Origin of the sequence: Desulfonatronovibrio magnus (assembly GCF_000934755.1) — a bacterium.
Lineage (GTDB): Bacteria > Desulfobacterota > Desulfovibrionia > Desulfovibrionales > Desulfonatronovibrionaceae > Desulfonatronovibrio > Desulfonatronovibrio magnus.
In genome coordinates, this window is the sequence record NZ_JYNP01000093.1 from 1 (window position 1) to 13,858 (window position 13,858).

The following is a 13,858-nucleotide window of genomic DNA, read 5'->3' on the forward strand; positions in this document are numbered from 1 at the left end:
GCATTTAAAACATCGTCTTCAATGTTGAGGGTGGTACGCATGATGACTCCTTTAAAAATGTTATGATCGTTAGTTGATGTACTGATGTTAGGTCATCAAGTATGCATTGTCAAAGATAGACCAAACAAAAGGCCTCTCATAAGTTTATGTTTTATCCCAAGCCTGTGAAAATTTATCTTGACTATCAAATAATTTGAATGCAAAAAAGTTTGCAGTCTAAACTATATTTTGGAGGTAGTCATGATCGGCAGGTTTTCCAGTCTGGGGGTGTATCAGGATCTGTTCACCGTTAGAAAATTTTATACAACAATGGCTGGAGGTGCTGCAGCCCTGGCAGGATTTATCCTTCAGTCTAAGGGGATCGGCCCGGAAGCCCTGGCAATTGCTTTAATTTTATCGTCCATTGGTGTTAATGGAATGCCCATAATCATCGGGGCCATGCAGGGGCTCTGGAACAAAAAGGTAAACGTGGACGAACTGGTCAGTCTGGCTATTGTTGCCTGCCTGATCCAGGGGGAGCTTTTAACTGCAGCGGTTGTGGCCTTTATCATGACCCTGGGGGCATTGGTGGAAGAAGTAACCAGCGACTCTGCCAGGAAATCCATTCGCAGGCTGAGCGAGGTTACACCCGAAGAAACCACACTGCTCAAGGGCAATGAGGAACAAAAAGTGTCCATTTCAATGGTAAAACCAGGTGATATGCTGCTGGTCAAGCCTGGTGAGAGAATTCCGGTGGATGCCAGGATAATCCAGGGTCGAACCATGATTGATGAGTCAGCCATAACTGGAGAGTCGGTTCCGGTCCTGAGAAAGGAGGATGATGAAGTTCTGGCTGGAACCCTGAATCATAATGGAGTGGTGACCATTGAGGCCCTGAAAGTGGGCCGGGAAACCATGGTGGGCAAAATCATCAGGCTGGTGGAAAACGCAGAAGCCTATAAACCAGGTGCAACCAGGTTTATTGACCGTTATGCTGCCTGGTTTACTCCGCTGATCATGTTTATAGCCGGTTTGACCTGGTATTTGTCTGGAGATTTGAGCCGGGCAGTGGCTGTACTCATTGCCGGTTGTCCCTGCGCCCTGATTATGGCCGCTCCTGTGGCCACTGTGGCTACAGTGGGTCGACTGGCAGGATCGGGTGTTCTGGTCAAGGCAGGGATATATCTTGAGCAGCTGGCTGATTCTGATGTGATTTTGTTTGATAAGACCGGCACATTAACCAGGGGTGAGCCAAGAATCAGCGATATGCTTATGGATGAAAAGTATTCCCGGGAGGAAGTCCTGGGGCTGGCCGCCTGTGTTGAAAAGGACTGCACCCATCCCTTAGCCCTGGCAGTCATCAAGGCTGCCCACTATGCCAAAGTTGGGGTACACAAGGCAAAGGAAGTTCTGTCTGAGATTGGTCTTGGAATGCGGGCGGTTCTTCTGGACAACACAGTGGTTGAAGTGGGAAGCCCGTACCTGAACGGAGGTACAGGGGCACTGCCCCTTGATTTTCAGGATAAGGTGGGGACAATCAGGCAGTCCGGGGCAACGCCTCTTATTGTTTATCTGAATAAAAAGGCTGTAGGAGTTATTGGTGTTCGGGATGAACTGCGAAAAGGGGTGGGTCAGGTTGTCAGTGAGCTCAAAAGCCTTGGTTTTAAAAAAGTAGGCATCCTGTCCGGTGATCATGAAAAATCAGTAGCTGCCATTGCCGGGGATTCGGGCATAAGTGATTACTGGTGGGAACTTAAGCCGGATCGTAAGTTAAATGTTTTGCAGGGTTTTCAGGAACAGGGGCACAAGGTAGTTTTTGCCGGGGATGGAATAAATGACGCTCCAGCCCTGGCCCGGGCGGATGTGGGCATTGCCATGGGCGCCAAAGGAACAGATGTAGCCCTTGAAACTGCTGATATCGCCCTGGTTCGCGATGATTTATCCACTTTGCCGTTTATTGTATCCATGGGCCGCAGGATGGTCAGGCTCATAAAGTTTAATGTGTTTCTCGGGGTGGGTTTCAATGTTCTGGCGGTGTGGGGCGGTGCAAGCGGTTTTCTGAGTCCTATTCAGGCAGCGATTTTTCATAATATCGGCTCGGTTATTGTGGTTTTGTCCTCAGCCAGCCTGGCCTTTGCCAAAAACAAGTGGAGCAGTGATGAATCAAATTGAAGAGCTCAGTAAATTACTGGTGGAATTTTATGAAAAGTTTTCATCCTGGGAACACGGGGTGGTCCGGGGAGAAACTCTGACCCTGTCCCAGATGCACACTGTGGAGATATTAAGCTCTCAGGGTGCTTTGAAAATGAAGGAACTGGCTGAAAAGATGGGTATTACCACGGGCACGCTGACAGTGCTGGTGGACCGCCTGGAAGATGCAGGAATGGTGGAAAGAAAGCCCCATGAAACAGACAGGCGCTCCATCCGGGTTTTGCTTACGGAGAAAGGCCTTGCCCATGCCAAAGAACATCACAAGCTGCACAACCGCCTGACCCAGGAGCTGATATCAGATATGAGCCCGGAGGAAATGGAGGGCCTGACCCGATGTCTCAGGAAAATGCTGGCTAATTTTTAACAATTTCGCCCGGTACGTTTCACAGGGGTTGTTATCTGAATTTCACAGCATCGTGCCGCAGTCTGTCATAATGTTCATTCCTGTCTGGCGAGCATTACGCGTTTCTGAATCGTCAATTGGGGACAGTCCCGAAGCCAGGGACAGTCCCCCTCCGGGCTGTAAGCCTCCGGGCAGGAAGCCGTGCCAAGCCGTCACAATCGGGTTTTAGCCCCAAGATAGCTATGACATACAACTCAAATTTTCAGTTTTCAGAAACGCGTAGTGCACACCATGTCAGGCAGTCTGTAGCTGGTGCTCCTTCCACGGCCGGGATTCTGAATGAATATTTCTCTCTCTTTCAAATCCTGAATATCCCTCAGTGCTGTGTCTTTGGAGCACTTGGCCAGCCTGGCGTACTTGGAGGTATTCATATGTCCCTTAAAATCATCTTCAAGCATTTTATTGATGATCAGGCGCTGGCGCTCATTTACCGGTCTTTGATTAATGGTATCCCATAGTTGTGCTTTGAAAAGAACATTGCCAATTGTGGTCTCAGAGCTGGAAACAGCCCGTCCTAAGCAATCCAGAAACCATTTAAGCCACTTTGTAATGTCTAATGTGCTGCGCTGCTGTTTTTCAAGTTGATCGTAGTAATCCTTGCGTTCAGCCTCAATTTGAGAGGACAGGCTGTAGAAGCGATCCTCAGTGGCATCGGCGCGAGCCAGTGCCATGTCACCAATAGCTCTTGCAATTCGCCCATTCCCATCTTCAAAAGGGTGGATAGTAACAAACCATAGATGGGCAATGCCTGCTTTGAGAACAGGGTCGATCTCATGGTCGTTATCAAACCATGCCAAAAAAGCCTGCATTTCTTCTTCCAGCCGGCCGGCTTCAGGGGCTTGGAAATGAACCTTTTGTTTACCTATGGGGCCGGAAACAACCCGCATTGGTTCCGAATCTGGTGTGCGCCAATCGCCGACAGTAATCCGGTGCATACCGCTGCGCCCTGTGGGGAACAGAGCAGCATGCCAACCAAAGAGACGATCTCTGCTCAGAGGCCTTGCAAACTGCTGCGTAGCATCTAAAATGACTTCAACGATACCTTCCACGTCACGGCTGGCAGGAATCAGCCCGGCAATATCTATTCCCAGCCTTCTGGCAATAGATGAACGGACTTCCTCGGAATTGAGATTTTCACCTTCAATAGCAGATGTTTTAACTACATCTTTGGTGAGGGTGCTGAGACTGGCTTCACGCTTTAGTTCAAATCCAAGGCTTTCCATACGTCCCAGCAGGCGTCCTTGACCATGGCGTACATCAGCCAGCTTGAAGGTTAAAGCTTTGGCATCCCAGGTAAAATCCGGCCAGTTCTGATGTTCATGAATCCACATAATAATCACCGCATAATTTAAGGCGATTGTGGGATGTAATCACCGCAAAGTCAAGATAATTTACTGCAAAGCATTCGGCGCTCGTAATGACAACTAAGCTGTCACAGACGAAGTTGCGCAAAACCTGTCATTGCGAGGGAGCCTAAGCGACCGAAGCAATCTGTATGGCAAGACTGTAATATTCTTAATTTATTGCTTATATGCTTCAAATTACTCGTAAGCTTCCCACCGGGGCCCGGGACCGAACATGCGAGTAACTGAAAATGAGTATCCTTTATGGACATTGGGACAGTCCCCGCGAGGGAACGTTAAAAAGTTTGATACTGCATTGGTTTCCGGCAACAATCGGTTTTAATGAAAAAATTTACTTAGCGAGGGACAGTCCCTGAGCCGTGCGCAAAGTTCCCATCTTTGACGGAACTTTTCTGGTAATTGTAAGTGAATCTTAAGGAAAAATTATAAAAACTGAAAATAGTAACTGCTTGAAATAATTGACAAAAATGTAGTTACTTGCAAGCGAAAATCAAAATCTTTACTTATATGCCCATTTTGCTGAACCTCCTAAACCTTTGAAGGAAACAAGTATTATGGTGAGCAGCTGCATTGTTTTCATTGACCTGGCTACGGGCCAGTGTTACTTTAATGAAAACCTTCGCATATAAAAGGCAGGAATTCATGAAAGATTTGTCAGTATGCAGTCAGATTTCCGGATATTGGAATTGGAGGGCGGTTAGTTTTGATGCTACTTCCTGCAGGCAGGAGCCATGGGTTGAAGTTTATTCCAAGGCCCTTAACCTGAGGCCTGGATCAAGGGTTCTTGACCTGGGCACTGGAACGGGTTTTCTGGCTCTGGGGCTGGCAGCCAGGGGTTATGAGGTGACAGGTGTTGATATATCAGAAAAAATGCTGGAAATAGCTGATGAAAAGGCCAGAAGCATGAAACTGAAAGTAGATTTTCTTCAGATGCCTGCTGATAAACCTGATTTTGCTCCGGGCTTTTTTGATGCTGTTGTCACCAGAAATCTTATCTGGACCCTTAAAGACCCGTGGCAGGCAGTGCGGAACTGGTCTTTGGTTATGAGGAAAAATGGAAAACTGATCATTTCAGATGGAATATGGCGCCCGGTAACAGGGATTCAGAAGATCTGCAGCTTTTTTCTGGACAGCCTCCATGGGTTAAAGCGCAACAGGCAGAACCATCCTGAAAAATTTAAAGATATGTATAAACCCATTGATCCTGAGCTTCCCTTTGGCATGGGCCTGTACGACTGGCAGGCTGAGAAGCTTCTCCAGGACTGCGGTTTTGACTCCATAGCAGGACACGAACATGAGTTTGATAAAAATCCCTACACTGAAAAGGGCAGATACTTTCCCGGATATGGCCGTTTTTTTATCCTGTCGGCCATGCGCGGCTGAGAACTCCATCCTCTAAGCGAACCACTTCATGGCATAGTGCTTTTAAAAGCTCAAAATCATGGCTGATGAATAACAGCCCCATTCTTTTTTCCAGAGCCTGAGACTGTATCAGTCTGGCTACCTGAGCCTGGACCAGCGGGTCCAGGCGTGAGGTTGGTTCATCCGCCACCAGAAACAGGGGGTCTGCAAGAAGACACCTGATAAGAGCCAGACGCTGAATTTCACCTCCCGAGACCTTTCCTGGGGTACGTTTAAGAATATCCGGCTCAAGCTTCATCTGATTCATCAAACCGTTAATTTGTTTCCAGGCCATGCCTTGTTTATTTTTGTCCGGAAATAAAAAGCGAATGTAGTCCTGAAAAGATCTGGATAAGGTTTGAAAGGGAGCAAAACTTAAGACCGGATCCTGGAAGATTTTTTGAAACTTGGGTCGAAGGGTGTGTCTGATGTCAGAGGAAATGGTTTCAAGGCTATGTCCTTTCCATAAAACCCGGCCTGAATCAGGTTTGGTTAATCCCAGGGCAATATTGCCCAGTGTTGTTTTACCTGAGCCAGAAGGCCCAAAAAGACCGACAGTCCTTCCTGGCCATATAACAAGACTTAAAGGACCAAGCACCTTGGTCCATTGTTTTTTAAGCAAGCCTCTGGAAAAAGATTTGTGTACCATTTCCAATTCAACAATGGCAGAAGGGGGTGAGAAAGTTTCACACATTGATTTCAGCAGGGATTTGCAGGCCGTTTTCCGGCAGTGCGTTAATCAGGTCTCTGGTATAAACATGATGCGGATTGTTAAGGATCTGTTCTGTGTGGCCCTGTTCTATGATTTTGCCTTTGAGCATTACGCCGGTCCTGCCTTCCAGCATTCCAGCGACTGAAAAGTCATGGGTTATACATAAGAGGGACTTACCTTTTTTAACAAGCCCTTTGAGCAGATCCACAGCCTGTTTTTTGAGGTGTGCATCAAGGCCTTTTGTTGGTTCATCTACAATAATCAATGGAGCGGGCGAAGCCAGGGCCATGGCTATGGCACATCTCTGGTTCATGCCCCCTGAAAGCTGGTGCGGATAACTGTTTGCAGCGGATATGGACAGGCCCAGTTTGCCCAGAATGCCAGCAGCTATGGTTAGAGACTTTTGTTTTGGCACTCTTCTGGGCCATCTGAATATTTCAGCCACCTGGGACTTGACTTTCATGGTTGGGTTGAGTGCGATTCCAGGTTCCTGGGGTATCAGAAAAGTACTGGCCTGAATCCGGCCATTCCCAGGTTGATCCGTAACAAGTCCTCCTGCGGTTATCTGCCCACTGGCCCGGAGATCCTTAGAAAGCATTCCTGCCACGGCCCAGGCAAGCACAGATTTCCCGCTGCCTGTCTCACCCACCAGGTTGAAGACGCTGTTTTCCTTCAGAGAAAGACTAACATTATTGACCAGGAAGCTGTCCGGGTTGCCCCTGGCAGATACGCATAAATTTTCAATGTTCAACATGGTGTGTTTCATTATTTACTTACCGTTTCAATCCTGTAGAAAATAACAAGAAAATTTTTTGTAACTGTTCAGCGCAGTTTTTTCATTTAATAGAGCCTCTGTCCTGTTTGAGTTTTCGCATTGTTGCTTGTTTGACCGGCCTTGAGCCCGTTAGCCAAAAGCATGGCTAAAACACCTTCTCCCGGTTACTGGAAAACATAATGATTTTGGCTTACGGGCTCATGCCGGGAGTTTGCAACAAAAGAAAACCAAATTGGGCAGAGGCTGCCAAGATGGTGAACAGTTACAGTTTTTTTAACCTTGAAAGAGCAATAATGCCCAGGAACCTTATTCTTCAGCCTTCAGCCTTCAGCCTTCAGCCTTCAGCCTGAAAAGTACGATTATCATCCCAACTTAACGATTCTTGTTTAAATTGGGTTGTGGGCACAGCCCACATTAGCAGTCATGAATACTTGTGTTCCATTTTTCCTGCAAGTCTCAGACTGCCAAAAACAGTCATAAAGACAAGCAGTGAAGGAATAAGACTCAGGTGAGGAGCTGATCTCAGATATGGCAGACCATCAGATATCATGGCTCCCCACTCAGGCATGGGCGGTTTTACACCTATGCCCAGAAAACCAAGAGATGACAGAGCCAGCAGGGATTTGCCTATTCCCAGACAGGTTAGAGGCAGCAAAGGTCTGGCCACCAGAGGCAATACATACCGGTAAAGTATAAACCACAAGGGCAGACCAGTAATAACCGCAGCCTGGATATAAGGGGCTTTGGAGCAGGTCCTGGCTACAGATCTGGCCACCCGGCAATAGTCCGGCCAGGTAGTGATGATCAGTGTGAAGGCCAGAACCATAATTCCTCCCTGGGTAAGTCCAGTGATCATCAAAGCCAGTAATATTCCTGGAAAAGCCAGAGTGGTATCAACAAGGCGGCTGATACCTGCGTCAATCAATCCTTTTTTGTAACCTGCCACCATGCCCAGGGTAGCGCCCAGGAGTGCTGATCCCAGGGATATGAAAAGAGCTGCCCCGAGAGAAAGATACGCACCGTAGCTCAGCCTGGTTAGAAGGCAGCGGCCAAGGTGATCAGTACCGAGAAGGTGACCGGCTTGTGGACCAGCCAGTCTGTTCATCAGGTCCTGACTGAATGGATCCATACCCGGCAAAAATGAGAGCAGCCCAAGACCTGCCGGGACAGCTATTAGGCAGATGGACAAAATGGCAGATCCATTTTTTCTTGATATAGCAGGTAAATGGACCATATCAAGCTTCCAAGACCTGGTCTGCACTGGCAGGATTGAGCCACAGCAGTACCAGGTCCACCATGGTATTGATAATCACATAAATGGCTCCAATGAGCATTGCTGTACCCTGGATGACCGGGATGTCCCTGGCCATTATGGATTCCAGAAGCAGGTGCCCTATTCCGGGCCAGGCAAAGATGCTCTCAACAATGACCACGCCGTCCAGAAGAAAGGCAAACTGCAGGCCCAGAAAAGTAAGCACCGGAGCTGAAGCATTCTTCAGGCCATGCCTGATAAGTACCTGATGTCTGGGCAGGCCTTTGGTCCTGGCAAATGAATAATATCCAGCACTTCTGACAGTGCTCACAGACGCAGCTATGATGCGGTTGCTCATGGCGAAAAGTCCCAGACCCAGGGTCAGGGCCGGCAGAATAATGTGGGCAGGTCTGGAGAAGCCGGCCACTGGAAGGATGGACAGATATATCCCGAAAAAAAGAATGAGCAGTACAGCCAGAATATACGGAGGAACGGAAACCAGCACAGAAGAAATGAGCTGCAGGGCTTTGTTGAATCCAGATTCAGGTCTGGTTCCCCCGATTATGCCCAGAGGAATGGCCAATGCCAGAGAAATGGCCATGGCCATCAGAGCCAGCTGAAGAGTATAGGAAAAGTGGTAGGCCAGGGTTGCCCCCACCTTTTGTCCGGTCACAAGGGAGTTGCCAAGGTCCAGGGTAATTGTTCTTCCGAACCATTGAGCAAACTGGTACAGCCCTGAACGGTCTAAGCCTTCCTGTTCCCTTATGCTTTGAACCAGTTCCGGAGTGACCCTGTCCAGGTCATATCTGGCAATGGCTATCTGGGTGGCTATGTCTCCCGGTCCGAACCAGGTCACCAGAAAAGTAAGGGTGGCCACTACCAGAGCAATGACCACCACCTGTGAAATTCGATGCAGAAATACAGAAATCACTGTTTAAAGTATACTCCCTCCGGGTAAGGCCTGAGTTCAAAGGGATCCTGATTGAATCCTCCAAGTCTCGAGGATACAGCCACATGATTGTCATACCAGGCAACCGGAATAACAGGCAGTTCAGTATTGATGATTTCAGAAATTTTCCAGCCAATAATTCTGCCCTTTTCAAAATCAAACTCATTCATGTACTCATCCAGAAGAGAGTAAAGTTCTTCAGATTCCCAGCCCATGGCTCCCCATGCCCCCCTGACGGCACTTGGCCCAAAATCAGCAAGGATAGTAGCTATGGCGTCAGGTATCTGTCCGAAATTTCTGGCCAGGAAGGCTGCTTCCAATGTTCCGTCGGAATGTCTCTGGGGGATGATGCCGGATTCAGTTACTACAATGCTCATTTCAATGCCCGCCTCCTTAAGCTGGGCCTGAATGGCCTGACCCACTAAGGGCAGACTGGGACGAGCTGAATAGGTTATCATTTCAAAGGAAAATCTTTGTCCATCCTTGATCAGAATTCCATCTCGCCCTTTTGTCCATCCAGCCTGCTCCAGCAGTTGAGCAGCTTTTTCCGGTCTGTATTGAAAGTGTTCAGGGGTTGCAAGATTATGATTATGCCACGCTGAGACAACCGGTAAAAGTTGGGTTGCGGCTGTGGCAGGGTTTTTCAGCAGGGCTGAGGCTATGGCCTCTCGATTGATGGACATGGATACTGCCCTGCGAATATCTGGATCACTGAACACAGGCAGTGAACTGTTGAGTTTGATCAGTCGCACCCGGGGAAGAGCTGCACTGTGAATCTCTACTTCAGGATGTCTGTCCAATCTGGCGGATGCTTCCGGTGCAATGGTCAGAGAAATGTGGGCCTCACCGGATTCAGCCATTAATGCTCTGGTTTCTCCATTGGAAATGGCCTGATACCGGGCGCCTGCAATCCTGGCCTTATCCCCCCAGTAATCAGGAAAAGCCTTGAATTCAAAATCGGTAAGCCCTTTATGAGAAACGAATTCATACATTCCGGTTCCAATAACATAATTAAACTCATTCTCATACATGGCAGGTGCGCCAATGGCTCCGGAATAATGGGCAAGAAACGACGGCAAGGCAGAAAATGGAGTGCTGGTTTTTACATGAAGAACCAGTTCATCAACCGCTTCAATCTTTTCAATGTCAACGCCCTGGAACGCTCCCTTATCCAGAGCGTGATTCAGGGCTATGGATGCTGCCTGGGCATTAAGGGGAGTGCCGTCATGGAACAGAACATCGGGTCTGAGATGAAAGGACCAGGTCAATCCGTCATCAGATGTTTCCCAGGCTGTGGCCAGTCTTGGAGCAATTCCTCCCTGGCGATCAGACGTGACCAGAGTTTCCAGACAACCCATGCGGGTGAATACAAATCCTGAATTAGAAGGATCTAAGGAATTGGCTTTCCAGGGAGATACCACAATTAAAGGCTCACCAGCCAGGGCAGGATTCAGGGGAAAAAGGCAAAGCCCAAAAAAGACAATGATCAGGATTAGTTTTGTTAAGAATTTTCTGCTGTCCATAATCTTTACTCCTGTGGTATAATGTTCAAGGCGGATAATACTTTACTTTGATCTGACTGAAGCCCTGCCCTTCAAAGTGGCTGTTTATGATGTGAATTTTACTGCATATCAATTGCAAATGCGTAATACTTGATAAAGAATTTTTTATTATATGTAAACAAAAAATATTAATATTTATATTTTTTTATTCGCAATTGATTTTGTATGCATGTTTTGATATTTTTATGCATAATAATGAGGAGGATGTCATGAGAACAACACTTGATTTGCCAGAGGAGTTATTGCAGGAGGCCATGCATGTTTCAGGCATAAACACTAAAACCAGAGTCATTATCAAGGCTTTGGAGGATTTGATCAGGAAGGAAACTATCTCGGAATTAAAGAATTACAAAGGCAAGATAGATCTGGATATTGACTTGAACGCTCTCAGGGAACGTAAATGTCGGTATTAGTTGATACTTCGGCATGGATTGATTATTTCAGGTCTGGTAATGACTTTCAAAAACTTGACTACCTGATTGAAGAGAACCTGGTCCTGATCAATGATCTAATTTTGGCTGAGCTGATACCATTTCTGAAAATCCGTAAGCAGAACAAAGTAATTAAGTGTTTGTGTACGGTTAAAAATCTGTCTTTGTCCATCAATTGGACTGAGCTCATTGAATACCAGTTTATATGCCTGCAAAATGGTATAAACGGTGTTGGAATACCTGACCTTATAATCGCTCAGAACGCAAAGCAGAACAGTTGTGGGATATACTCGTTGGATAACCATTTTGTTTTGATGAAAGATATTCTGGATGTTCAGGTCATTGCATAACATTTGAAATAACTGTCATGTGTTTACAAATGGATAGAAAAAGAAAGATAATAGTTTAGCCCTTTTCTAAGGAAAGCAGGGGACAGGCACCCCAGCCCTTGTTTTTTGTTGATGTAAAACACAGACTTAATAAAACAAGGGCTGGGAGAGCCAGTCCCCCTCCGGGCTGTATGCCTCCGGGCAGGAAGCCGTGCCACATGCAAATGGCTAAACTTTTACAAAGAAAGTTTACGCTGGTAATCCACCTAACCATGCCGACTATTTTGAACTATATCATAAAAAAGTCGTGACTATAATAAAGTAAGGTTTAAAAAAGTGACCAGTATGTAGATGGGATCCAAGTCAGAGAAGCGATCGCCCTGCTGCCAATTGTTCGTGTCTCTCCTGGAAAAAAGCAGTTTCCCCGTAGCATCAAGTTTATTCTGCTGCTATCGGTTTTTTCGGCCTCAAAATAATATTGTTTTGAATGCCTTTTTACCCATTATTCGATAAATGGAAAAATCCCGGTCAATAGTTGCAATTGTATTTATATCCATTTTTTCAGCCAGTAAGACAAGGCAAGAGTCTGCAAAATCCATTGGAAGGTCGCTATACTTTTCGGTTAATTTTTTGATTCTCTGAAAGTCCGGGTTGGTTATGTTTGCGATCTCCACCCCACCTCTGGAAACCCATTCGATAAAATCTAATTGGGCATTTCTATTAAAATCAAGTAAATGCAGGGTTTCTGTTATTGATGCGATGGTAGTAATCAGTAAAAACCGGCTGGATTTGATAAATTCTATTGTTTTTTGATGATATTTATCTGATGAATCGAACAGGGCAATTAAGGGACCGCTGTCAATGAGAATTTTATCCATTCCTTTTTGCCCGAATTTTATCTTTTAGAAGTTCTTTTCTGTTTGAAGACAAATCGCTTCTACCGCTTGAGTATTTACCGAACAAGTCCTGGCCTGATTCCCACGGACTTTGTTTCTCGATCTTCTCAATATAATCAACAAGGCTTTTGCGGATAAGTTCTGATTTTGACAGGCCAAGATGTTTCGCTGTGTGACTGACTTGCTGCTCAAGCTTTGGGTCAAGTCTTAATGTAATCATAAATGCACCTCCGTAATACATAATGTGTTACAGCGGTGTGAGATGTCAATACCTTTTGAATCTAAGGGAATGACATGAGGCTGTTCATCTATAGACTCGAATGTTATGGTTTTACTCATAGGGCTTCTTTGCGATATACGCCCCGTAGCTGATGTGGGTTTTGTATCTTTCGTAGAGGTCAATTTCCTGCTGCTCTGCGTCCACGATCTCACGTGCCTCTTCGCTGTTTCCATTCCGGTTCAGGAAGTCACCAAATCTCGCCTGCATAGGCCGGTAGTATTCGTCCAGCCAGCAATGCTCCGGCAAAACAAAGTATCCGATGGGCGAGTAACCGTGTTTCTCCAAAACCCTGATCTTGGCCGAAGCCAGATTGATCTCGGGATACTCGCTATCCCAATGCTTTTGGAGTTCCGCTGGTCGAGAATCCGTGAGCCATGTGACCTCGGAGACAACCAGCAGGCCACCCGGTTTAAGGAAACGCCGCCATTCGGCCAGGCCTTTTTCAAACCCGATGTTGTAGATAGCCCCCTCGGACCAGATGACGTCCAATTCCTCATCAGCGAACGGCAGGTCGTCCATGGAGCATGCAAGGGTGGATATCCGATCAGCAACCCCTGCGCTTTCTGCTTTTTGATTCAGAAGGTCCAAGAAATCCTGAAGGAAGTCCACCGCCGTGATCTGGGCATTCAAGAGCCTGGCAAGCACGAGGGTGGATGCACCAGTACCGCATCCGATATCAGCAATCTTCAGAGGGGCGGTCTGGTCAATCATGGCGTGTTTTATGGCAAGTTCGGTTTCGGCATCCCCACCGGGACCCTGCCGATGACCTCGTTTGTGCAGGTCGATCAAAAGTGTGTAATCATCCATTGTGTCATTTCCTTTCCTGGCGCCGCGTCAACAATAAGGTGAGCGCGCCAGGGTTTATGGTTGAGTCAGCCAGAGGAACCCCCCCCGGTCCCCTCGACCGATTGGTTCTTTTTATCTCAGTGCTTTTTTGTGCTTTTCAGGATTACTCCGACAATCTAATATACGATATACCCCATGTGTCAGGATAGATGTCGCCCTCACAGCCAACAATGTCGACACTTTGCCAACAAAAACTCAAAAGGAGCCTGTCCCTTATTTTGTCCATGTACCTGGTACAGATGTCACGTTCGGAAAGGGATTTTTTGCTCATGATGAATTGTTCAAGCTGTTGGGATTTCCGGCCAGGTCCTTTTATATCCAACCAATGGGGATGTAAGCATTTATCAGGGTGGATGACAAGGGGAAAAGCACGGAAAGGTAACGCCTGTACCTGCCCGGCTGATTATCATATTACCAGACGACAGCTATCCCAAGCAGAGCTTCCCTGGTCAGGCTTGATTCAAAATA

14 protein-coding genes are annotated in these 13,858 nt (G+C 46.9%); 5 read left to right on the plus strand and 9 right to left on the minus strand.

The window, feature by feature from the left end:
* Positions 1–240: 240 nt before the first annotated feature.
* Both LZ23_RS09825 and LZ23_RS09830 read left to right on the plus strand, forming a co-directional pair.
* Positions 241–2,151: a heavy metal translocating P-type ATPase gene (locus tag LZ23_RS09825; protein ID WP_045213754.1), complete on the plus strand. Its 1,911-nt coding sequence runs from the start codon at positions 241–243 to the stop codon at positions 2,149–2,151.
* Positions 2,138–2,554 (plus strand): MarR family winged helix-turn-helix transcriptional regulator, encoded by a 417-nt coding sequence (locus LZ23_RS09830; protein ID WP_045213755.1) that lies wholly within the window; start codon positions 2,138–2,140, stop codon positions 2,552–2,554. The genes LZ23_RS09825 and LZ23_RS09830 overlap by 14 nt, the downstream gene beginning before the upstream one ends.
* Positions 2,555–2,802: 248 nt before the next feature.
* Here the strand turns inward: LZ23_RS09830 and LZ23_RS09835 are convergent, their stop codons facing one another.
* A complete protein-coding gene (locus LZ23_RS09835) occupies positions 2,803–3,924 on the minus strand; it encodes a Fic family protein (protein WP_045213757.1) in 1,122 nt (373 codons plus the stop codon).
* 675 nt (positions 3,925–4,599) lie between these two features.
* Between LZ23_RS09835 and LZ23_RS09840 the strand changes: the two genes are divergently transcribed.
* Positions 4,600–5,340: a class I SAM-dependent methyltransferase gene (locus LZ23_RS09840; RefSeq protein ID WP_052507278.1), complete on the plus strand. Its 741-nt coding sequence runs from the start codon at positions 4,600–4,602 to the stop codon at positions 5,338–5,340.
* Here LZ23_RS09840 and LZ23_RS09845 read toward each other — a convergent pair.
* The 5 genes from LZ23_RS09845 to LZ23_RS09865 form a co-directional block, all read right to left on the minus strand.
* Complete coding sequence (locus LZ23_RS09845) at positions 5,315–6,052, minus strand: ATP-binding cassette domain-containing protein (RefSeq protein ID WP_052507279.1); 738 nt, start codon at positions 6,050–6,052, stop codon at positions 5,315–5,317. The genes LZ23_RS09840 and LZ23_RS09845 overlap by 26 nt on opposite strands.
* Positions 6,045–6,824, minus strand: a complete 780-nt coding sequence (locus LZ23_RS09850; RefSeq protein ID WP_052507280.1) for an ATP-binding cassette domain-containing protein — start codon at positions 6,822–6,824, stop codon at positions 6,045–6,047. The genes LZ23_RS09845 and LZ23_RS09850 overlap by 8 nt, the downstream gene beginning before the upstream one ends.
* Before the next feature lie 442 nt (positions 6,825–7,266).
* On the minus strand, positions 7,267–8,079 hold the full coding sequence (locus tag LZ23_RS09855) for an ABC transporter permease (protein WP_052507281.1): 813 nt from the start codon (positions 8,077–8,079) through the stop codon (positions 7,267–7,269).
* A gap of 1 nt (position 8,080) precedes the next feature.
* Positions 8,081–9,028, minus strand: coding sequence for an ABC transporter permease (locus LZ23_RS09860; RefSeq protein WP_045213762.1), 948 nt, complete (start codon positions 9,026–9,028; stop codon positions 8,081–8,083).
* The gene (locus LZ23_RS09865) at positions 9,025–10,569 is read right to left on the minus strand and encodes an ABC transporter substrate-binding protein (RefSeq protein WP_052507282.1); all 1,545 of its coding nucleotides are present in this window, start codon (positions 10,567–10,569) and stop codon (positions 9,025–9,027) included. Before LZ23_RS09865 ends, LZ23_RS09860 begins: the two co-directional genes overlap by 4 nt.
* Positions 10,570–10,817: 248 nt before the next feature.
* Here LZ23_RS09865 and LZ23_RS09870 point away from each other — a divergent pair, with 248 nt between their 5' ends.
* Positions 10,818–11,021 (plus strand): type II toxin-antitoxin system VapB family antitoxin, encoded by a 204-nt coding sequence (locus LZ23_RS09870; RefSeq protein ID WP_045213764.1) that lies wholly within the window; start codon positions 10,818–10,820, stop codon positions 11,019–11,021.
* Positions 11,009–11,389, plus strand: a complete 381-nt coding sequence (locus LZ23_RS09875; RefSeq protein ID WP_045213765.1) for a PIN domain-containing protein — start codon at positions 11,009–11,011, stop codon at positions 11,387–11,389. The genes LZ23_RS09870 and LZ23_RS09875 overlap by 13 nt, the downstream gene beginning before the upstream one ends.
* 446 nt (positions 11,390–11,835) lie before the next feature.
* Here LZ23_RS09875 and LZ23_RS09880 read toward each other — a convergent pair whose 3' ends face one another.
* From LZ23_RS09880 to LZ23_RS09890, 3 genes are all read right to left on the minus strand, one after another.
* Positions 11,836–12,246 carry a type II toxin-antitoxin system VapC family toxin gene (locus LZ23_RS09880; protein ID WP_045213767.1) on the minus strand — a complete coding sequence of 137 codons (411 nt, stop codon included), beginning with the start codon at positions 12,244–12,246 and terminating at the stop codon, positions 11,836–11,838.
* The gene (locus LZ23_RS09885; protein WP_045213768.1) at positions 12,239–12,484 is read right to left on the minus strand and encodes a ribbon-helix-helix domain-containing protein; all 246 of its coding nucleotides are present in this window, start codon (positions 12,482–12,484) and stop codon (positions 12,239–12,241) included. The genes LZ23_RS09880 and LZ23_RS09885 overlap by 8 nt, the downstream gene beginning before the upstream one ends.
* A 111-nt stretch (positions 12,485–12,595) precedes the next feature.
* A complete protein-coding gene (locus tag LZ23_RS09890) occupies positions 12,596–13,351 on the minus strand; it encodes a class I SAM-dependent methyltransferase (protein ID WP_045213769.1) in 756 nt (251 codons plus the stop codon).
* Positions 13,352–13,858: the final 507 nt, after the last annotated feature.